Origin of the sequence: Pantoea sp. DY-15, assembly GCF_019795935.1 — a bacterium.
In the GTDB taxonomy this organism is placed as follows: Bacteria; Pseudomonadota; Gammaproteobacteria; order Enterobacterales; family Enterobacteriaceae; genus Pantoea; species Pantoea leporis.
Genome location: NZ_JAIMIF010000003.1, coordinates 1 through 20,835 on the forward strand (window position 1 = coordinate 1; position 20,835 = coordinate 20,835).

Genomic DNA, 20,835 nt, shown 5'->3' on the forward strand with positions numbered 1-20,835 from the left:
CAGCGATGCGTTGAGCTAACCGGTACTAATGACCCGTGAGGCTTAACCTTACAACGCCAGAGGCGTTTTGGTCTGAGAGACCGGATTTTCAGCTTGTTTTACGGATTAAAGATTTAGCGGAAGCGAATGACATTCGTTTTTGCGCAAAGAATTTGCCTGGCGGCTTTAGCGCGGTGGTCCCACCTGACCCCATGCCGAACTCAGAAGTGAAACGCCGTAGCGCCGATGGTAGTGTGGGGTCTCCCCATGCGAGAGTAGGGAACTGCCAGGCATCAGATAGTGAAGAAGCCCCGAACGAAAGTTCGGGGCTTTTTTACGTCTGTACATAGCGGAATGAAGCCAGTAGATGGCTGAATTTACGTGAAAATCAGCAAGAAATTGCACTAAAAACTCCGCGGCAGTCACATTTTGTACTCCAGGAATAGAGACAATTCCCGCAACCACTTAATAGATGCTTTACTGAATCCTTTGGCGCTAATTATTCGCAAGGAAAAGAGGTAAGCATGACTGACTCACAACAACAAAAAGTAGCACTATCGGAAACGGCAGCCGACAGTAAAAAGCGCATCTGGGCGATTGTCGGGGCATCATCCGGCAACTTAGTCGAATGGTTCGATTTCTACGTCTACTCCTTCTTCTCACTCTATTTTGCCCACGTATTCTTCCCAAGCGGGGATACCACCACCCAATTGCTGCAAACAGCTGGCGTCTTTGCCGCTGGTTTTCTGATGCGTCCGATCGGTGGATGGTTATTTGGCTACATTGCCGATCGTCACGGCCGCAAAACCTCAATGTTGATCTCAGTGTGCATGATGTGTCTGGGATCATTAGTGATCGCTTGCCTCCCTGGCTACAGCGAAATTGGCCTGGCCGCGCCTATCATTCTTCTGCTGGCGCGTATGTTTCAGGGATTATCGGTTGGTGGGGAATACGGTACCAGCGCCACTTATATGAGCGAAGTAGCATTGGAAGGACGAAAAGGATTTTATGCCTCTTTCCAGTATGTGACGCTCATTGGCGGCCAACTGTTAGCGGTGCTGACCGTTGTAGTCTTGCAGCAAATCCTCAGTGATGAAGAACTTCGCAGCTGGGGATGGCGTATCCCGTTCTTCCTCGGGGCGGTGCTGGCTGTGGTGGCATTGTGGTTGCGTCGTTCACTCAACGAAACCTCAGAGAAAAAACACCGTGAACATCGTGACGCCGGCAGCATTACCGGCTTACTGCGCAATCACACCCGTGCATTTCTGATGGTGCTGGGCTTTACCGCAGGCGGTTCGCTAAGCTTCTATACCTTCACCACCTACATGCAAAAATATTTGGTGAATACTGCTGGGATGGATGCGCGCAGTGCCAGTGGATTAATGACCGGTTGCTTATTGGTATTCATGTTGATTCAGCCGATAGTTGGCGCACTGTCAGATAAAATTGGTCGTCGCGCCTCAATGATGATTTTTGGTGCCGGGGCAGCTATCTGTACGGTACCTATTTTGCTATTGCTGCAAAATGTGCAAAGCAGTTGGCTGGCATTTGCCTTGATCATGCTGGCGCTAATCATCACCAGTTTCTACACCGCTATCAGTGGCATTTTGAAAGCAGAGATGTTCCCGCCGGAAGTCCGCGCGCTGGGCGTTGGGCTTTCCTATGCGGTGGCGAATGCTATTTTTGGTGGTTCAGCAGAGTACGTAGCCTTACTGCTGAAAAGGGAAGGTATTGAAACCAGCTTCTTCTGGTATGTTTCGGCAATGGGCGCTTTAGCATTCCTGGTATCGCTGATGCTGCATCGCAAAGGGAAGGGGATTGCGCTGTAGTTACTGACTGAGATTCCACAGTGCGATACCGCTGGCGGCGCCGGCGACATCCCAGCTAAGATCTTTCCAACTCCAGCCGCTCCCCGCTGAGCGGCTGTCATATAACTCTTTCCCCACACCAAAACTCAACGAGAAAAGAAAGCCGAAACGCAAATTCTGCCCGCGGCTGTAATTTTGATGCTGAGAAATCTCGCTACCTGCGGCAGCCAGAACAGCAGAAGAGAAGTAGTGTTGCGCTTTGTCTTTGCCGGTCCAGTTATCATTGGCGACATGCGCACATCCACTACACAGCAAAACCACGCAGAGGATGAGCGCACGCATCGGCTAGAGCAGACGGCTAATCAAGCGATCGATGCGGATACGGCGCAGGCGACGGATCAGCTTGCGAACCTTCGCCGGATAATCGGAAATACTTTCCAGCTCGCGATAATGCTGCACCACGGAAGTATGCTCACGAATCAACGCCAGCTCTTTTTCGCGCTGCTCGACCAATTGATTGAGCGGATCGTGAATCAGCACCGCATTTTCCAGATCCAGTCGCCACGCACGTGGATTGAGGTTATTGCCGGTGATCATCATCCATTCGTCATCCACCCAAATGCCTTTCAGGTGATAACTGTTCTCACCATCTTTCCACAAGCGCACCGTCAGCTGACCGTTATTCACGTAATACTGCAACCGGCTAAGGAAGCGACGCAGGTTAATCTCATAGAGATAAGGCAGCGCACCGATAATCTTAAACGGCTGTTCTGGCGGGATGTAGAAATCATTGGCCGTTTTATCGCCAATAATGATCTCAACTTCTTTACCCTGACGCAGTAATTGAATCAGGTTACGCACCAGAATAGCCGGCAGGTTGAAATAGGGCGTACATAATGTCAGCTTGCGCTCGGCGCAAGGCATCAAATGGAAAATGGTTTTGTTCAGCAGGCTGCGTTTGCCCAGGCCAACCAGCGGCGTGACGGCAAGGGATTCATTATCTGCATTGCCGGTAAACTGATAGTTAAAGCTGCGCAGCTCCTGACGGAATTGACGCGTTTCGTTTTTGATTTCCGGGCTGGAAGGGCGCTCAGTTTTATCGAGGCGGTTAACCGCATCGGAATCCTTGAGATTTTCGCAGATCCACGCATACATGGTATCAGTAAGCTGTGGATTGCGGATCAGTTGATAGCGGTCATAACGGTATTTATCATGCTGATGCAGATAGACATCGTTCAGGCTCGCGCCGCTGTAGAGCAACATATCATCAATGATAAACCCTTTCAGATGCAGCACGCCGAGCGCTTCGCGGGTGTTAACCGGAATGCCGTAAACCGGAATAGCGATATCCGGGTGCTGAGTCGCCATTTCGCAATACCAGTCAGCGTTGGTCACGCCGCGAGCAGCGCCAATACGACCACGCTGCGCACGATGCCAGTCAACCAGAATACAGACATCCAGCTCCGGACGTGCCTGACGCGCTGCGTACAGCGCCTGCATTATTCCCCGACCGCCGTCATCATTCTCCAGATACAGCGCGGTGATACAGATACGCTTTTCTGCTGCGGCAATTTTCGTCAGCAGGGTTTCGCGAAACTCGGCAGGCGAGTAAAGCGTCGTCAGATCCGACACGGATTGTGACAGTTTAGGCAGCTGTGCGAGGTGTTGTTGGTGTTTATTACGTTTAAATTTAGACAACATCACAGTGCACTTCTTCTCTGTTCATTGCATGGCCTTTTGCCATCAAATCATGATCCTAACGGTAAATAATACCATCAACCGGCCTGTAGAGGAGGAATTTTACCTTTCTGTACAGGTTAGCTGAAGACATCACCGAGCGGCAAATTCAGGCTGACAATGCCATCATCCAATTGAATATTCACGCGAAAATTGAGCTTTCGCGCCAGCGTGATCATGCCGCTATTGTTTGGCATGGTGATACCGTTCAATTGTTGCAGGCCATGATCGCGCGTATAGCGAATCATCTTCTCCAGTAAGCGCCTGCCCATGCCCAAGCCTTTCAGGTCAGACCGCACCAGCACGGAGAATTCAGCATCGATATTATCGGCATCGGAGATCGCACGTGTTACGCCAATGATCTCGTCGACGCCGTTGTGCTGCCGTACAGCGACAATCGCCATTTCGCGGTCGTAATCAATTTGCGTCATATTCGCCAAATCTTCATGGGTGAATTCATTGATTTCACTGAAGTAACGATAGTAGAGATCTTCTTTCGTTACCTGGGCGATAAAGGCGCGCAGCTGCGGTTCATCTTCCGGCAGGATCGGGCGGAACAGGCAATATTGCCCATTTTTCAGCTGCACCTGCTCTTCAAGATGATGCGGGTAAGGACGAATCGCCAGCCGTGTTTCGTTATCACCATTGAAAGGCGCCAGCTGCAGCGTGACATCCAGCAGCGTGAATTCGTCAGCTGATGCCAGCAGCGGATGAATATCCAGGCGCTGAATCTCCGGACAATCGACCACCAGGTTTGAAACCTGCACTAACAGCTGGCTAAGCCCGGTGATATCCAGTGGTCGCAACGCACTACGGCTGCGAACTTTGCCGCTTTTCATCGCCTGAATCACCAGATAGCGCGCCAGCGTCATATTCAGCGGCGGCAAAGCCACGGCGGCTTGCTTGTCGGGCTGCCACTCCACGCCGCCTTCGCCCAGCAGGATGATGGGACCAAACAGCGGATCCTGTTCGACCACCACACGCAACTCCTGCGCTCCCGCGCGATTCGCCATACTCTGCACCAACAAGCCATCAATATGCGCCTGTGGATGGGTTTCGCGCACGCGATCGAAAATGGCTTCAGCCGCTTGTTCTACTTCTGCAGCGCTGCGCAGATACAGCATTACGCCTTGTACCTCAGACTTGTGCGGAATATCCGGCGAACGCAGCTTGAGCGCGACCGGATAGCCAATCTGATCGGCGATGCTGGCAGCCGCGGCGCTGTCGCTGGCAATCCAGGTGGGCAGCGTCGCCAGGCCGTAAGCCTGCAACACCGGCTGCACTTCGTGGGTGTCCAGCGTGGTGATGCCTTTATCCAGTGCTTGCTGAATCAACTGATGCGCCTGCGCGCTGTTCTGCGTCAAACCGATCGGCAGCGCGGGCGTCTCACGCAGCTGTTTCTGGTTGCGGCGATATTCCACTTGATGCATGAAGGCGGTAACGGTGCCTTCCGGCGTGCGCCAGGTGGGAATGCCAGCCTGAGTAAACGCGCGCCGCGCGCTCTGCGAGGAGTATTCGCCACACCAGTTCGTCAGCAGCGTGACCTGCTTGCCACGCGGATGTCTGGCAACCGCAGCGATAATCTGCTCGGCGGTTTCGCTCGAAGGTGAAACGGCGCTTGGCGCATGAATGATCATCAGTGCATCGAGTTCATGGCTATCCAGCAGCCGTTCAATGCAGGCGACATAGCGCGCTGGAGTCGCGTCATCTTTCAAATCCAGCGGATTGCCGCGACCAACGCCTTCCGGCAGCAGTGTGGCCAGCGCTTGCAACGTTTCGTCACTCAGCGTCGCCAGCTTACCGTTGCGCGCATAAAGTTCATCCAATGCCAGCGCCGCCGGGGCCGCGCCGTTGCTGATGATCATCAGTCGATCGCCGCGCAAGGGACGCATATGGCTCAGTGACTCAACCGCCGTAAACAGCTCGTGCGTATCCTGTACGCGCAGTAAACCGGCGCGCTGAATCGCCGCATCCCAGGCAGCATCCAATCCGCTGTGGGTACCGATCATCGCCTGCGCCTGATGGCTGCGACCACTTTTTATCACCAGAATCGGTTTATTGCGTGAGGCGCTGCGTGAAGCGGAAACAAAGCGACGCGCATCGCTGAGGTGTTCGAGGTAGAGCAGAATGGCGCTGGTTTTACCGTCGCGCGCGAGGAAATCCAGTAGATCATCAACGTCGATATCCAGACTATCACCCAAGGCGATAAACCAGGAGAAACCGAGGTTACGCTGCTGCGCCCAGTCGAGAATGGTGTTAGAGACCGCAGCGGATTGCGAAATAAAAGCAATGCGACCTTTAGCAATCGGCACTGGCGAGAAGCTGGCATTCAACCCTTGCCAAGGCGCCAGCAAACCTAAGCTGTTGGGCCCAAGCAGGCGAATTTGCCACTGACTGGCGCAGGCTTTCAGCTCTTCCAGCTGGCTGGACGGCGCCGAGAGAATAATACAGGCCTTACAGCCTTTTTCGCCCAGTTGTTGCAGCAGTTCGAGATTACGTTTGGCGTGGGTACAGATGATGGCGAGATCGGGCGCGAAGGGCAGGCTGGCAATATCCGGCCAGGCCAGCACGCCGCTCACCGCTTTATACTTCGGCGTCACCGGCAATACCGGACCGCTAAATCCACCGGCCAGCAGGTTACGCATCATAAAGTAGCCGGCGCGCCCCGGTGTAATTGACGCACCGATTACCGCGATTGATTTAGGTCGTAACAGCGCTTCCAGTCCGCGTTGGCTCATCATCCGCTCCTGCTATCAAGATTGGCATGATTGTAAACGCTTTTTAGCGCGCGTGCCGATTCACCGATCGCAGGCTGAGAGCCAGCTTCAGATTCCGCTACTCAATGCTTCTTCCAGAGCATGAATCGGATGATGCGGTTTCCCCGCCAGATAAGCATGACGGAAGCGGGCGAAATAGTGCTGCAATTCTGCGGCGGCGGCGAGATCCCCGGCCTGTTCCAGCAGCGCGGCAGCAACTTCGGCGGTGCAGTGCTGGCCTTCGCCGTGGGCCTCGCGCAGCGTGTAGCGCGAGGGCGCAGACACGTTGAGCGACATCACCGGCAACGCATCCAGCCACGGACTTTTGCGGAACATCTTGCGCGCTTCCGTCCAGGTGCCGTCGAGCATAATAAACAGCGGCGGTTTGCCGGTGAGCGGCGGGCTGGTGAGCACTTCGCGATCGGCATCTGCGTAAGACGCCGGGAAAACCACCAGCGGCTGATAATGCGCGTTCTTCACCACCGCCAGCAGCGCGGCATCCGGCTCGGTGCGTGACCAGCCAAACGCCTCGGTGTCCGGCAGCACATCGGCAATTAACCTTCCGGTATTGCTCGGCTTCATCGGCTCGGTATCGAACATCACCAGACAGAAGCGACTGCGCGCTTGCTGAGGCTGGATGGTGGCGCACAGACAGTTTTTCTGCGGCAGCAGGCAGCGTTGGCAACGAATGACACGATTACCGCGTGCAAGAAACGGGCGCGTGGCGCGCGCTAAACGTTGCGCACGTAAGCGCAGAACGGCATTTTCAAACATAAATTCGCAGGTAGGAGAAAAAACGCCAGTGTAATGGAATCAGCCGGGAAAGGTAATAAGGAAGGCCAGCACGCGGCTGGCCATCAGCGGTTTACAGCGATTCGTCTAGCCACTCGTTGAAGGGCGCTTTTGGCATTGCGCCATTCAGCATGTCGACCATCTCGCCGTTCTTGAACAGCATAATAGTAGGAATGCTGCGAATGCGGAAACGCGAGCTGAGCGCGGGTTCGGCTTCAGTATTCACTTTCACGAAGCGCACCTTGCCGCGACGCTCGTCGGCGACATCTTTAAATACCGGTGCGAAGTTAACGCACGGGCCGCACCACGGCGCCCAGAAGTCGATCACCACCGGCAGATCGTCTTGCAGATACTTATCCAATGTGGCTGCCGTCGCGTTGGCGACTTCACCGTTGAATAGCTCGCCGCCGCAACGACCGCATTTTGCTCCATCGGCAATGCGCGACTCAGGCACGCGGTTGGTTGCCTGACAGGAGGCACAAACTGTATTCATATTTACCTCAACCCGGACCTGTAAATCTGATGATTGCCGGACATTATGAAAAGGTTGAGTGCTATGCTCAATCTGGATTGCCCAATAGGTTCAATAGTTGATAGCTAAGCACCGACACATCAGGTAATCTTCGCGCTCTCAATGCTGGAGGAACAGATGAACGACGAATTTAAAGGCAAAAGCGGCAAGGTAAAAGTGATGTACGTACGTGATGAGGAGGGTGGTCAAAAGCCGAATCCCCGTACCGGCAAAGGCGGCCGTCCTGCTGCGCGCCAGGAAGATAATCGTCGTTCTGGTCCTCGCAGCGGTGCACGTAATAATGAAGAAGGTGGCCGTAGCGGCGCACGCAGCTCGGCACCGCGCGGTGCGAATAATACCGAACGCGGCCGCAGCTTTGGTCGTCGTGACGATCGTGGTGACGACAACCGCAGCTTCGGTGATTCGCCGTGGCGCACCGTTTCTCGTCCGCTGGTCGCGGATGATAGCCAACTGGATGATGCCGCGAACAAGCCGGTCATCGATCCCGAGCAGATTCGCCGTCAGCGTCAGGAAGAGACGCGCGTCTACGGTGAAAATGCCTGTCAGGCGCTGTTCCTGAGCCGTCCAGAAAGCATCGTGCGCGCCTGGTTTATTCAGAGCATAACACCGCGTTTCCGTGAAACTCTGCGCTGGCTGGCGGCCAACCGCAAAGCCTATCATGTGGTGGAAGATGCTGAGCTGACCAAAGCTTCAGGTACTGAACACCACGGTGGCGTGTGCTTCATCATCAAAAAACGCATGGGCATGCCGGTTACCGAGTGGCTGACCAAGGCACCGACCAAAGATTGCGTACTGGCGCTGGAAGATGTCAGCAACCCGCACAACCTCGGCGGCATTATGCGTAGCTGCGCGCACTTCGGTGTGAAAGGTTTGCTGGTGAATGATGCTTCGCTGCTGGAGTCAGGTGCGGCAGTACGTACCGCCGAAGGTGGCGCTGAGCACGTACAGGCGATCAGCGGCGAAAGCTTTGCCGATGGTCTGGAAGCGTTCCGTAAAGCGGGTTACACCATCGTTACCACCTCAAGCCACGAAGGCACACCGCTGGCGAAAGCCGAGCTGCCTGCCAAAATGGTGCTGGTGTTAGGTCAGGAGAGCGAAGGTCTGTCAGACAGCGCCTTCCAGCAGGGCGATCTCAGCCTGTCGATTGGTGGCACCGGCAACGTTGAAAGCCTCAACGTGTCAGTGGCGACCGGTATTCTGCTCGCCGAATGGTGGCGTCAGAACGCATAAAAAAAACGGGCCGCAAGGCCCGTTTTTGTTTGTATCGCTTAGTGAGCGCCACCGCCGCCACTGCCCGCACCGAATGGTGGACGCGCAAACCACACCAGCACCAGCAAGATCAAGAACACTCCCGCCGATGCCCAGAAGATCTCATTCGCCGAGATAATCAGACCCTGATTGGTAATTTGCTGCGCGATATACGCCGAGGCCTGCTGCTGGGTCATGCCCATGCTTTGCAGCTGGTCATACATCTGCTGTGAATTGACGTTGTACGGATTCACCGACTCCGACAGATAGCTATGATGCATCGATTCACGGTTACTCCACATGGTGGTAGTGATCGAGGTACCGATGGAACCCGCCAGCGTACGCACGAAGTTCGACAGGCTCGATGCCGCAGCCATACGCTCTGGCGGTAAGCCCGACAGCGTAATGGTGGTGAGCGGCATGAAGAAGCACGCTACCGCAAAGCCCTGAATAAACTGCGGCCACGCCGATGCACCAAAATCCATCCCCGGCTCAAAGGTGTAGGCGCGCCAGTAGAAACAGACGGCATACATGATGAAGCTGAAGGTCACCAGCTTACGCATATCCAGCTTGTGGGCGAAGCGGCCAATGATCGGCGACAGAATCACCGGCAGAATCCCCACCGGTGCCGACGCCAATCCGGCCCAGGTGGCGGTGTAGCCATATACCTCCTGTAACAGCTGCGGCAGTAACACTATCGAGCCGAAGTAGAGCATATAGGCCAGGCTGATCGACAAACAGCCGATGGTGAAGTTGCGCATCTTGAACAACGACAAATCGACTATCGGATGGTCGTCGGTGAGCTCCCACACCAGCAACACCAGCAACGCCACCACGGCGACCACCATCAGCACAATGATCTCAGTTGAGCTGAACCAGTCGAGCTCTTTACCGCGATCCAGCATTACCTGCAGTGAGCCAATGCCCACCACCAGCAGCACTAAGCCGACCATATCGATCGGGCGGATTTCGGTTTTGGTTTCACGTCCGCGCAGCGTTTGCAGCGTCAGCAACACCACCACCAAGCCAATCGGCACGTTGATGAAGAAGATCCAGCCCCAGTGATAGTTATCGCTGATCCAGCCGCCGAGAATTGGACCGCAGATCGGCGCCACAATCACCGTCATCGCCCACAGCGAGAGCGCCACGCTGCGTTTCGCTGGCGGATAGTTGTTCAGCAGCAAACTCTGCGACAGCGGAATCAGCGGACCGGCAACCACGCCCTGAATGACGCGGAAGAAAATCAGCATCTCCAGGCTTTCGGACATGCCGCAAGCCCAGGACGCCAATACAAACAGGATGGTCGACCAGGTAAACAGCTTCACTTCACCGATGCGCTTGGCCAGCCAACCGGTAATCGGAATCGAGATGGCGTTCGCCACCCCGAAAGAGGTAATCACCCAGGTGCCCTGCGAGTTCGAGGCACCGAGGTTACCGGCGATGGTCGGAATCGCCACGTTAGCGATGGTGGAGTCGAGTACCTGCATGAACGTCGCCAGCGACAGGGCGATGGTCATCAGGACTAACGGCGCACCTTCAAGCGGTTTTTGTGCCATAACAGCCTCCCGCGGCGTTAGTCAGCGTTGGCACGAACGATGTCAGTAATCAGCTGGTTAACCGGCGCGAGGTCGATTGCCAACGCATTACTTTCATACGCGGCTTGCGAACGCACGGTGCTGGCCAGCGTGGCACCCTCTTTGTTTTGGGTATCCACTTTCACCAGCGTGGAGAGGCCGATACGCAGCGGATGTTCCGCCACTTGTTTCGGATCCAGCTCGATACGCACCGGCAGACGCTGGACCACTTTAATCCAGTTACCGGTGGCGTTCTGCGCAGGCAGCAGCGAGAAGGCGCTGCCGGTACCCATATCCAGACCCACCACTTTGCCGTGATACTCGATGTCATCGCCGTAGATATCACTGATCACCGTGGCCGATTGGCCGATACGGACACCTGCAAGCTGGGTCTCTTTGAAGTTTGCGTCGATCCACAGATTAGTGGACGGCACCACCGCCAACAGCGGGGTGGTGGTGGAGATTTGCGAGCCAACCTGTACGCTGCGACGTGAAATGAAGCCATCAATCGGGCTACGGATTTCAGTACGCTGCAGCGCCAGCCAGGCATCGCGCAGCTCAGCCGCACTCTGCTGTACCGCGGGCTGATTTTCCAGCGAGGTATTCAGAATCATCGCCTGGTTAGCGTTGTATTGCTGCACTGCCACATCCAGCTGCGCTTTGGCTGTCGCCACGGCATCACGCGAGTGTTGCAGCTCTTCGCGGCCAATCAGATTAGACGCGCCCAACGGCTCGCGGCGTTTCAGGTCAGCTTCGGCCTGTTCCAGCGCGGTTTGCTGCAGCTTGATGGTGGCTTGATACTGTTTGCCATTGATCATCAGCTGGTGGGTTTGACGCACGCTGGTGGCTAACGCGGTCTGCGCTTTTTCAAACGCCTGCTCGGCATCGGTTTTATCCAGCGACACCAGGACGTCGCCTTTCTTCACCACGTCGGTGTTATCAAACCACACTTTGTTTACGCTGCCAGAAACCTGCGCCATCACCTGCACCTGGTTACCTGCTACGTACGCATCATCGGTTTCCTGGAAGTGACGCAGCACCAAATACCAGTAAGCCAGATACGAAACACCAATAATTACAAACACGATAGCCAGCAGGATCAGCACACCTTTGCGCTTCTTCTTTTTATTCGCTGGCTGTTGCGGGCTTTGAGCTTCCGCTGTCGCACTCATGTCGTTCTCCACGTTTTCCATTTAGTCGGGATGTGCCGATCCTTCAACACGGTTGCCCGAGTCAAAAAAGCCAGCACTTAAGCGCTGGCCGGACAAAAGGGGATTAAAATAGCGATTTCGGAAGGTGATTGTGTCGCACTTCTTGCTATTAGCGCGACAGGGAAGCGATAACCTGATCTTCGTCCATTTTATCGAGACGGTTAAGTAACTTACGGGTAATCGATTCCAGCTGATCCTGCTCGTTAGTAGAGAGCGAAGACCACAGGTATTGCAGGCTCTGATGCTGCGGTGGCAGCAGCTGGCGCAGGAATTCATTGCCTTTTTCGGTCAAATGCAGATGCAGGCAGCGACGGTCGTTCTCGCTTTCACGACGTTCGATCCAGCCGCGCTTCTCCAGCTCATCAGCGATACGCGTGGCATTGGTGCGTGAAGAGCCGAGGGCAGAACTCAGTTCTGAAGGCTGAATGCTCTGATTTTCCTGTGCATCAAGGGTAATCAGCGCCATGAATAAGGTCTCGTTAATTCCCTGCGCCTTCAACATTTTGTTGCGATTATCCAGCAGTTTACCCTGCATGTGCATGCACAAGCGGGTCAAAATGATCTCCTGCAGCGGAAAATCTTTATGGCGGTTAGCACGGATGTTAAGCATCTGTTCAATGGGAGTAAACGAACTTTCCATTTTAAAAAAACCTCTTAGTTGCAACTGGTATAGTAATGATGGTGACAGATTAAGCGTAGTCACAATTTCCGCAGGTGATTGTTAGCACGATCACATAGTCAACATCTGACATTCCAGGTTGTTCCTTAACCCTGGGCATTTTGCCCTGACATCCCACCTGAACATACAGGCAGCCGATGCCATCAATTCGTCTCGGGAAACCTTTTTACAGATAAATAATTTCGCGAGAAAAAATAACTCTGGTGAATAACTGCGCGGCTAACCATAACAAACCCAATCATTAATGAATAGTATTGCTCAGCGGTTTAGAACCATCTTTACGATTTCTAAACACTTTTCGCGCGCCGCTTATCCACGTAAATCAAGGTGTTGATTAACATACTCTTAACAAAGCCCGCGCGAATGCGACACCAGCCTAAGTGATGGAATTTGATCGCTAAACGGGAAGCAGTCATTGCGTGCGGATAAGAGAGATAATCATTTGTAGGTAATAGTAACCGAAAAAATTATTTCAATGGTGTGTTAATTAACAGGACGTACCAGTGCGCTATAGCGCACGCTTCGCTTATCGGGTGAAAGGAAAAGGGGGAGGCAGCCATTTGCCGTAGCGGCGCAATTTATTGCGCTGAGTTCTTAAAGTGGATTGATTGCATGAAAAACGGCGCGATAAATCGCGCCGCTACAATACCAACGCTAATGTAAATGCGTTACTTCGCTGCCGCCAGTGCGTCCTGAATCCACTTATCGAATTCCGCCTGGTGACCTTTGATCCAGCCATCAACGTGGCCATTGATATCGGCTTCAGAAGCATGGCCCGCATGCATCGCCGCATTCTCGGCGTTGATGTCGCCAATCGGCAGCTTCATCTCAGCAAACAGCTTTGCCGCGGCCGGATTTTTCTCGGTCCAGGCTTTGTTGGCGACGATATGCATGGTGTTCACCGGGAAACCGTAGTTAGCCCCGTTCGCCAGCTTGGTATCGACTTTGCTCTGCTCGCCCGGCAGTGAAGAGAACGGCACCTGCAGCCATACCACATCTTTACCCGGCTTCAGCACGTCGCTGACCCAATACGGCGTCCAGGTGTAATAAAACACCGGTTTGCCCTGTTTAAAGCGCGTGATGGTATCGGCGATCATCGCCGAGTAGTTGCCCTGATTGTGCTCCACGGTGTTGCTCAGCTTGTAGGCATCAATCTGGTGATTAATCACCGCTTCACAGCCCCAGCCTGGCGTACAGCCGGTCAAATCCGCTTTGCCATCACCATTGGTATCAAACAGTTTGGCGATCTTGGGATCTTTCAGCTGTTCAATATTGGTGATGTGATACTGCTCGGCGGTTTTCTTATCGATCAGGTAACCCTGAGCCGCGCCACCGACGTAAGTGCCCTGGCGATAAAACTTCGCATCGCCGCCCGCGGCTTTATACATATCGTCGTGCAGCGGTTGCCAGTTGGTGGCAATAAAGGTGGCATCACCGGCTGCGATGGTGGTGTACGCCACGTTGTAATCAATCTCGCTTGGCTTCTCAACGGTATAACCGAGTTTCTCCAGCGCGCGGCTCACCAACAGCGTTTGGAAGGTCTCTTCAGAGATGGTGCTCTGCGTCGGTTTAACGGTGATGCCTTTACCGGGCAGGTCGGCGGCGGACACGTGCGTCGCGGCGAACGTCGTCAGGACGGCGGCGATGAGAGCTGTCTTGCGCATAGTCATTCCTTATTTTACGTGTTACGTCGAAGACGGGCGGCCGCAGCGGACCGCCCATTGAAATCAGGCTTTTTTACTGAAAGGGCGCATCAGCAGACCGAGCGGGCCAGTGCTGTACCAGTGACGGCTGCCACGGCTGCGGCTGTCGCGGCCCATCGACTGCGTCAAGCGATCGAGGATAATGGCGAGGATCACGATGCCCACGCCACCGACGGTGGCGAGGCCCATATCCAGGCGACCAATGCCGCGCAGCACCATCTGACCGAGACCGCCAACCGCGATCATCGAGGCGATCACCACCATCGACAGCGCCAGCATCAGCGTCTGGTTTACGCCAGCCATGATGGTCGGCATCGCCAGCGGCAGCTGCACTTTGAACAGCATCTGACGCGGGCTGGCACCGAAGGATTCACTCGCTTCAATCAGGTCGGCTGGTACCTGCTTAATCCCAAGAATGGTGAGGCGCACAATCGGCGGCAGCGCAAAGATAATGGTCACCACTACGCCCGGCACGTTGCCGATACCAAACAGCATGACGATCGGCACCAGATAGACGAAGGCTGGCGTGGTCTGCATCGCATCCAGCAGCGGACGAATAATGCGCGCGGCACGTTCACTGCGCGCCAGCCAGATGCCGAGCGGCAAGCCGATGATGATGCAGAACAGCAGGGCGGTTAGCACCAGCGCCAGCGTCACCATCGCCTGCGACCAGGCACCAATCGCGCCAATGGCAATCAACGAGACCAGCGTAGCAATGCCCATCGCCGGGCTGGCAATCTGCCAGGCGATCAGTGCGAACACCACAATCGCTACCGGCGCGGGCATGCCGAGCAGTAACTGCTGGAACGCGCTGAGGATGTAATCCACCGGCACGCGAATGCCCTGAAACACCGGGCGGAAATGGCTGACCACCCAATCAATGCCTTCAGTCACCCAGCTATCAAGCGGAATCCAGGTTTTATGGAACGGGTCCATGAGGTTGAAATGTTCCGGCGCGGGAGCGGGTGCGCTGCTCAGCCAGTCGCTGCTGCTGGCAGCATTGCTGGCGGCATCGTGGCCACCGCTGCTGGCGGCGGAGGGATCGCCCCATGCATCGGCGCTGCCGGAGCTGCTATCTGCAGGCGCGGCACCGCCGCTCGCCCAGGGATCGCTGCTGCTGGCGGCGGGGCTGGTATCAGTGGTGGCAGGTTGCTGGGTGGTTTGGCTGGCGCTTTCCCACGGATTCGCTGTTTGTTCGCTCATGATTAGGCTCCTTCACGGTCTAAAGCACGCAACAGCATGCTTTTCGAAATGATACCGACGTACTGATTCTCTTCGCTGACTACCGGCACGGCGCAGGGCGCTTGTGCCACATGCGACAGCAGATCGTTCAGGGAGGTATCGGCAGGAACCGCTAAGGGCGTGTCGAGCAGCGCGCTATCCAGCCCTTCACCGGCCGCCAGCGCGGCTTTCAATGAATCGGTGGACACCACGCCAACAAACTTCTGTTTCTCCAGCACGTAGCCATATTCGCGATCTTCATCCTGCAGCAGCTTGATGGCGGATCGCGGACCAAAACCGGCGGCTTTGCGGATCAGTGAACCCGCACTGCGACGCGCAATATCTTTGGCGCTAAACACGTGACTAATATCGACGCCGCGGAAGAAGGTGCGCACATAATCGTTGGCAGGATTATTGAGGATTTCATCCGGCGTGCCGACCTGTACCACTTCGCCGCCCTGCATAATGGCAATACGGTCGCCAATACGCATCGCTTCATCGAGGTCGTGAGAAATAAATACAATGGTACGCTGATGTTTGGCCTGCAGTTTTACCAGTTCATCCTGCATTTCGGTACGAATCAACGGATCAAGTGCTGAGAAAGCTTCATCCATTAATAAAATATCAGGATTAATCGCCAATGCGCGGGCTAATCCAACGCGTTGACGCATACCGCCAGAAAGTTCATCGGGGTAAGAGTGGGCGTAATTATCCAGGCCAACCTGACGCAATGCTTCCAGCGCTTTTTCCTGACGTTCGACTAAAGGAATGCCGGCTAATTCCATGCCAAAGGCGGCATTATTTAGCACCGTCATGTGTGGCATCAGCGCGAAGGATTGAAATACCATACTGATCTTATTTCTGCGGACTTCACGCAGTTCCGATTCCGATATTTTGGCAATATCGACACCGTCTATGATTACCTGGCCGCGAGTGGGCTCGATCAGACGATTGAGAAGGCGAACCATGGTGGACTTACCTGAACCTGAAAGCCCCATGATGACGAAGATCTCGCCTTCTTCAATGGCCAGACTGGCATTTTTGACGCCAACAGAGAGGCCGGTTTTTGCCAGAATACTCTCTTTGCTTTCGCCTTTATCGATCAGCTTAAATGCCTTTTCGGGATTATCCCCAAATACCTTATATAAATTCTTTACTTCGAGTTTAATTGCCATGCAGTAATTAATTTCCCGGTTAAATGTTTAACTATTTCTTGTTGTGGTCCTGAGTAAAATTAAGCGCCCTATACCCTAACATAGTGAAATTATCTGACAACCCTGAAGGGCGATATTTGGCAGCGCGCGCAGCAGTCAATCGCTAAAATTTCCAGTGCTCACAAGGGATGCGCGTGGATTGATTTTTTATGACGGAGAGTGTGATTTATCACTATTTCATGGCGGAAATGGCGTCAATGGCGTGAAAAAAGATATTGTTAGTGGAAATAGAAAGAGGGCGGTTGAGGGAGATTTAATTGTCTATTATGAACAGGAGATGGGAATAAATTTGGAATGCAGGTCGCCATAAATGGCGACCTGCATCGTAGGGTGCGCATTCATGCGCACCGGCTTTTAATGTTAAAAATTCCAGTCTTCGTCTTCGGTTTCTACGGCTTTACCCATTACATAGGAAGAACCTGAACCCGAGAAGAAGTCGTGGTTTTCATCGGCGTTGGGCGACAGCGCGGACAAAATCGCCGGGTTGACTGCGGTCAGTTCCGCCGGGAACAGCGCTTCGTAGCCGAGGTTCATTAGCGCTTTATTGGCGTTGTAGTGCAGGAAGGTTTTCACCTCTTCCGCCCAGCCGACGTCACCGTACAACGCTTCGGTATACACCACTTCGTTTTCGTACAGCGCCAGCAGCAAATCAATCGCGAACTGCTGCAGCTCTTCGCGGCGGCCAGCATCGACGTTTTCCAGCGCCTTTTGGTACTTATAGCCGATGTAGTAACCGTGTACCGCTTCGTCGCGAATGATCAGGCGAATCAGATCTGCGGTGTTGGTCAGCTTGCCACGGCTCGACCAATACATCGGCAGCCAGAAACCGGAGTAGAACAGGAACGATTCAAGGAACACGCTGGCGATTTTCTTCTTGAGCGGATCCTCGGCGCGATAGTGCTCCAGCACAATCTTCGCCTTGTTCTGCAACGCTTCATTCTCTTCACTCCAGCGATACGCCGCATCGACATCTGCGGTATTACACAGCGTGGAGAAAATCGAACTGTACGAACGCGCATGCACCGCTTCCATAAAGGAGATGTTCGACAGTACAGCTTCCTCGTGTGGCGTAATCGCATCTTCCATCAGGCCAGGCGCACCAATCACGTTCTGGATGGTGTCGAGCAGCGTCAATCCGGTAAACACGCGAATAGTCAGCTGTTGCTGCTGGTGGTCCAGCGACTGCCATGCGGGCAGATCGTTTGAGAGCGGCACTTTTTCCGGCAGCCAGAAATTACTGGTCAGTCGGTTCCACACTTCGAGGTCTTTTTCGTCCTGGATGCGGTTCCAGTTAATCGCTTGAATTTGTTTTAGTTGCATAGTTTTCATCACAGTGAGCAGGAGACGCAGCCCTGCACCTCGGTGCCTTGAAGCGCCATCTGGCGCAGACGAATGTAATAGAGCGTTTTGATGCCTTTTTTCCACGCGTAGATCTGCGCTTTGTTGATATCGCGCGTGGTGACGTCGTCGCGGAAGAACAGCGTCAGCGACAGGCCTTGATCGACGTGCTGCGTGGCTTCGGCGTAGGTATCAATAATCGCTTCCGGCCCAATGGAGTACGCATCCTGATAGAGGTCGAGATTGTCGTTGGTCATAAACGGCGCCGGATAGTAAACGCGGCCGGTTTTGCCCTCTTTACGGATCTCAATGCGCGACACAATCGGGTGAATGCTGGAGGTCGCATGGTTGATGTACGAGATCGAACCGGTGGGCGGAATCGCCTGCAGGTTCTGGTTGTACAGCCCATGTTGCATCACTGCTGCACGCAGTGCTTGCCAGTCGGCCTGCGTTGGCAGAGTCAGTCCGGCATCGGCGAACAGTTTTGCCACGCGCGCGGTGCGCGGCAGCCAGCGCTGTTCGACATATTTATCGAAGTAACTGCCGCTGGCGTATTTCGACTCGGCGAAACCGTCGAAACTCTTCTGATGCTCCTGCGCCAGCAGATTCGAGGTGCGCACGGCGTGATAGGTGACGCAATAGAAGTAAAGATTGGTGAAATCCAGCGCCTCTTCTGAACCGTACGCCATGCCTTCGCGCGCCAGATAACCATGCAGGTTCATCTGACCGAGGCCAATCGCGTGCGAGCGGCGATTGCCTTCCGCCACCGAAGGCACCGAATTGATCTCACTCATCTCGGAAACGGCGGTCAGGGCACGCACAGCGGTTTCCACGGTTTGCGCCAGATTGCGCGAATCCATGGCATGCGCAATGTTGAGAGAGCCGAGGTTGCAGGAGATATCTTTGCCGACGCGACGATAGCTAAGATCGTCATTGAATTCGCTGGCGCTGTTAACCTGCAAAATCTCGGAACAGAGATTACTCATGTTGATGCGCCCGGCAATCGGGTTGCTGCGGTTCACGCTGTCTTCAAACATGATGTACGGGTAGCCGGATTCAAACTGAATCTCCGCCAGCGTCTGGAAGAAATCGCGCGGCTTGATGTAGGTTTTGGTGATGCGATCGTCCGCCAGCATCTCGTCGTAATGCTCGCTGATGCTGATATCACCAAAGGCTTTGCCGTAGATGCGCTCGACATCGTACGGCGAGAACAGCGCCATATCGCGATTCTCTTTCGCCAGCTGGAAGGTGATATCCGGGATCACCACGCCGAGCGACAGCGTTTTGATGCGGATCTTCTCGTCGGCGTTTTCACGTTTGGTATCGAGAAAGCGGAAAATATCCGGGTGATGCGCATTCAGCCACACCGCACCTGCGCCCTGACGTGCACCCAGCTGGTTAGCGTAGGAGAACGCATCTTCCAGCATCTTCATCACCGGAATTACGCCGGACGACTGGTTCTCAATGCGCTTAATCGGCGCGCCTGATTCACGCAAATTGGAGAGCAGGAACGCTACGCCGCCGCCGCGTTTCGACAGTTGCAGCGCCGAGTTCACCGCGCGACCAATCGATTCCATGTTGTCTTCGATGCGCAGCAGGAAGCAGGAGACCAGCTCGCCGCGCTGCTGCTTACCGCAGTTAAGGAAAGTTGGCGTAGCCGGCTGGAAGCGACCGCTCAGCATTTCCGCCAGCAGCTCGCGCGCTAAGGTTTCATTGCCGCGTGCCAGCGTCAGCGCCACCATGCAGGCGCGCTGTTCGAAGGTTTCCAGATAGCGTTTGCCGTCGAAGGTTTTCAACGTGTAGCTGGTGTAAAACTTCCACGCCCCGAGGAAGGTGTGAAAGGCGAAACCTGCCGCATCAGCTTCATCGTGCAGCTGACACAGGAAATCGAAAGCGTACTGATTCAGCACCTCGGCTTCGTAGTAGCCTTCGGCCACCAGATAGCGCAGGCGCTCGCCTGCCGAGGCAAACTGCACGGTATTGGGTTGTACATGCTGCAGGAAGAACTGGCGCGTCGCTTCGTGATCTTTACTGAACTGGATGCGGCCATCGGCGTCATACAGGTTCAGCATCGCGTTAAGCGCGTGGTAATCAGTCAGCGAGCTGTTTAGGGTGTCTGTCGTTGCCAAAATTGGGTCACTCCCGCTTTTACATTAGCGATATCGTCGGGGGTTCCCATCAGCTCAAAGCGGTAGAGATAGGGAACCTGACATTTCTGCGCAATGATGTCGCCCGCCAGGCAATAGCCTTCACCGAAGTTGCGGTTACCGGCAGCGATCACCCCGCGAATCCCGCGTCGGTTGGCATCATCATTGAGGAATTGAATCACTTGTATCGGCACCGCACCGCGCGAACTGCCGCCGCCGTAGCTCGGCACCACTAAAATGTAGGGCTGTTCGATATGCAGGCGCTGCTTGCCGTCAACCGGAATGCGGCGGGCAGGCAGCCCAAGACGCGTGATGAATCGGTGCGTGTTTTCCGACTGGCTAGAGAAATAGACCAGTGGAAACATGGCTTATCCCCCGACGGCCGCGAGCTGGCTCAGGCTGGCAATTTTGTCGGGACGGAAGCCACTCCAGTGATCGTCTTGCGTCATCACCACTGGCACCTGGCGATAGCCTAGAGATTTGAGGTTGTCGATGGCTTCAGGTTGGGTATCAAGGTTGATCAGCTGATAGTCGATACCTTTGCGGTCCATGGCATTTTTTGTCGCATTGCACTGGACACAGTTGTCTTTGGTGTAAATAATAATGCGCATGATTCGTATTTCCATTTGATTGCGGTCAGATTGCGAGATACGAAGCAAATTCCTGTTTGCATCGAACTTCGTCCTTGACGACATTGGGTAGTTAGTTGATGGGTTGAATACTAGATGTAGTGGGTAAAAGGGTCAAGCCCACCAGATATAGGGTTTTGTGATTTTGATCTTCGGATATTCGCTAAGGCCAGAGATCATGCGCCTTCCAGGCCGGAAAAATTTTTTGTAAAGGGAATGGAGTGGGAAGGTTGGTTGGATTTTGTGCGATTTGACCCTCATCCCAGC

General features: G+C 54.4%; 17 protein-coding genes and 1 rRNA gene. 3 read left to right on the plus strand and 15 right to left on the minus strand.

Features of this window, described 5'->3' with window-relative positions; genetic code table 11:
* Positions 1 to 155: 155 nt before the first annotated feature.
* A 5S ribosomal RNA gene (rrf, locus tag K5Y32_RS12625) occupies positions 156 to 271 on the plus strand.
* Positions 272 to 503: 232 nt separating this feature from the next.
* Positions 504 to 1,808, plus strand: a complete 1,305-nt coding sequence (locus K5Y32_RS12630) for an MFS family transporter (RefSeq protein WP_222184348.1) — start codon at positions 504 to 506, stop codon at positions 1,806 to 1,808.
* Here K5Y32_RS12630 and K5Y32_RS12635 read toward each other — a convergent pair whose 3' ends face one another.
* From K5Y32_RS12635 to trxC, 5 genes are all read right to left on the minus strand, one after another.
* Positions 1,809 to 2,129 carry a YfiM family lipoprotein gene (locus K5Y32_RS12635; protein WP_222184350.1) on the minus strand — a complete coding sequence of 107 codons (321 nt, stop codon included), beginning with the start codon at positions 2,127 to 2,129 and terminating at the stop codon, positions 1,809 to 1,811.
* Between the two features lie 3 nt (positions 2,130 to 2,132).
* Positions 2,133 to 3,488 (minus strand): CDP-diacylglycerol--serine O-phosphatidyltransferase, encoded by a 1,356-nt coding sequence (gene pssA, locus K5Y32_RS12640; protein WP_222184352.1) that lies wholly within the window; start codon positions 3,486 to 3,488, stop codon positions 2,133 to 2,135.
* A gap of 116 nt (positions 3,489 to 3,604) precedes the next feature.
* Positions 3,605 to 6,262, minus strand: a complete 2,658-nt coding sequence (locus K5Y32_RS12650) for a bifunctional acetate--CoA ligase family protein/GNAT family N-acetyltransferase (protein ID WP_222184881.1) — start codon at positions 6,260 to 6,262, stop codon at positions 3,605 to 3,607.
* An 87-nt stretch (positions 6,263 to 6,349) separates the two neighbouring features.
* Entirely contained in the window at positions 6,350 to 7,054 is a 705-nt protein-coding gene (locus K5Y32_RS12655) for a tRNA-uridine aminocarboxypropyltransferase (protein WP_222184354.1), read from the minus strand.
* Between the two features lie 91 nt (positions 7,055 to 7,145).
* Complete coding sequence (trxC, locus tag K5Y32_RS12660) at positions 7,146 to 7,565, minus strand: thioredoxin TrxC (RefSeq protein WP_222184356.1); 420 nt, start codon at positions 7,563 to 7,565, stop codon at positions 7,146 to 7,148.
* Between the two features lie 156 nt (positions 7,566 to 7,721).
* On the opposite strand from trxC, the gene K5Y32_RS12665 reads away from it, so the two are divergent.
* Entirely contained in the window at positions 7,722 to 8,834 is a 1,113-nt protein-coding gene (locus K5Y32_RS12665) for a tRNA/rRNA methyltransferase (RefSeq protein WP_222184358.1), read from the plus strand.
* Between the two features lie 38 nt (positions 8,835 to 8,872).
* On the opposite strand, the gene emrB is transcribed toward K5Y32_RS12665, so the two are convergent.
* From emrB to nrdH, 10 genes are all read right to left on the minus strand, one after another.
* Complete coding sequence (gene emrB, locus K5Y32_RS12670; RefSeq protein WP_176971478.1) at positions 8,873 to 10,408, minus strand: multidrug efflux MFS transporter permease subunit EmrB; 1,536 nt, start codon at positions 10,406 to 10,408, stop codon at positions 8,873 to 8,875.
* Positions 10,409 to 10,425: 17 nt separating this feature from the next.
* Entirely contained in the window at positions 10,426 to 11,598 is a 1,173-nt protein-coding gene (gene emrA / locus K5Y32_RS12675) for a multidrug efflux MFS transporter periplasmic adaptor subunit EmrA (protein ID WP_222184361.1), read from the minus strand.
* A gap of 148 nt (positions 11,599 to 11,746) precedes the next feature.
* Positions 11,747 to 12,277: a transcriptional repressor MprA gene (mprA, locus tag K5Y32_RS12680; protein ID WP_008101638.1), complete on the minus strand. Its 531-nt coding sequence runs from the start codon at positions 12,275 to 12,277 to the stop codon at positions 11,747 to 11,749.
* A gap of 707 nt (positions 12,278 to 12,984) precedes the next feature.
* Positions 12,985 to 13,980: a glycine betaine/L-proline ABC transporter substrate-binding protein ProX gene (proX, locus tag K5Y32_RS12685; protein WP_101763435.1), complete on the minus strand. Its 996-nt coding sequence runs from the start codon at positions 13,978 to 13,980 to the stop codon at positions 12,985 to 12,987.
* A 63-nt stretch (positions 13,981 to 14,043) separates the two neighbouring features.
* Positions 14,044 to 15,222: a glycine betaine/L-proline ABC transporter permease ProW gene (proW, locus tag K5Y32_RS12690; protein WP_101763436.1), complete on the minus strand. Its 1,179-nt coding sequence runs from the start codon at positions 15,220 to 15,222 to the stop codon at positions 14,044 to 14,046.
* Between the two features lie 2 nt (positions 15,223 to 15,224).
* Entirely contained in the window at positions 15,225 to 16,415 is a 1,191-nt protein-coding gene (proV, locus tag K5Y32_RS12695) for a glycine betaine/L-proline ABC transporter ATP-binding protein ProV (protein ID WP_222184363.1), read from the minus strand.
* Between the two features lie 399 nt (positions 16,416 to 16,814).
* Entirely contained in the window at positions 16,815 to 17,774 is a 960-nt protein-coding gene (gene nrdF / locus K5Y32_RS12700; RefSeq protein WP_222184365.1) for a class 1b ribonucleoside-diphosphate reductase subunit beta, read from the minus strand.
* Positions 17,775 to 17,782: 8 nt separating this feature from the next.
* On the minus strand, positions 17,783 to 19,921 hold the full coding sequence (gene nrdE, locus K5Y32_RS12705) for a class 1b ribonucleoside-diphosphate reductase subunit alpha (protein WP_101763438.1): 2,139 nt from the start codon (positions 19,919 to 19,921) through the stop codon (positions 17,783 to 17,785).
* Positions 19,900 to 20,304, minus strand: a complete 405-nt coding sequence (gene nrdI, locus K5Y32_RS12710; protein ID WP_222184367.1) for a class Ib ribonucleoside-diphosphate reductase assembly flavoprotein NrdI — start codon at positions 20,302 to 20,304, stop codon at positions 19,900 to 19,902. The genes nrdE and nrdI overlap by 22 nt, the downstream gene beginning before the upstream one ends.
* A gap of 3 nt (positions 20,305 to 20,307) precedes the next feature.
* Positions 20,308 to 20,550 (minus strand): glutaredoxin-like protein NrdH, encoded by a 243-nt coding sequence (gene nrdH / locus K5Y32_RS12715; protein WP_101763439.1) that lies wholly within the window; start codon positions 20,548 to 20,550, stop codon positions 20,308 to 20,310.
* Positions 20,551 to 20,835 lie beyond the last annotated feature (285 nt).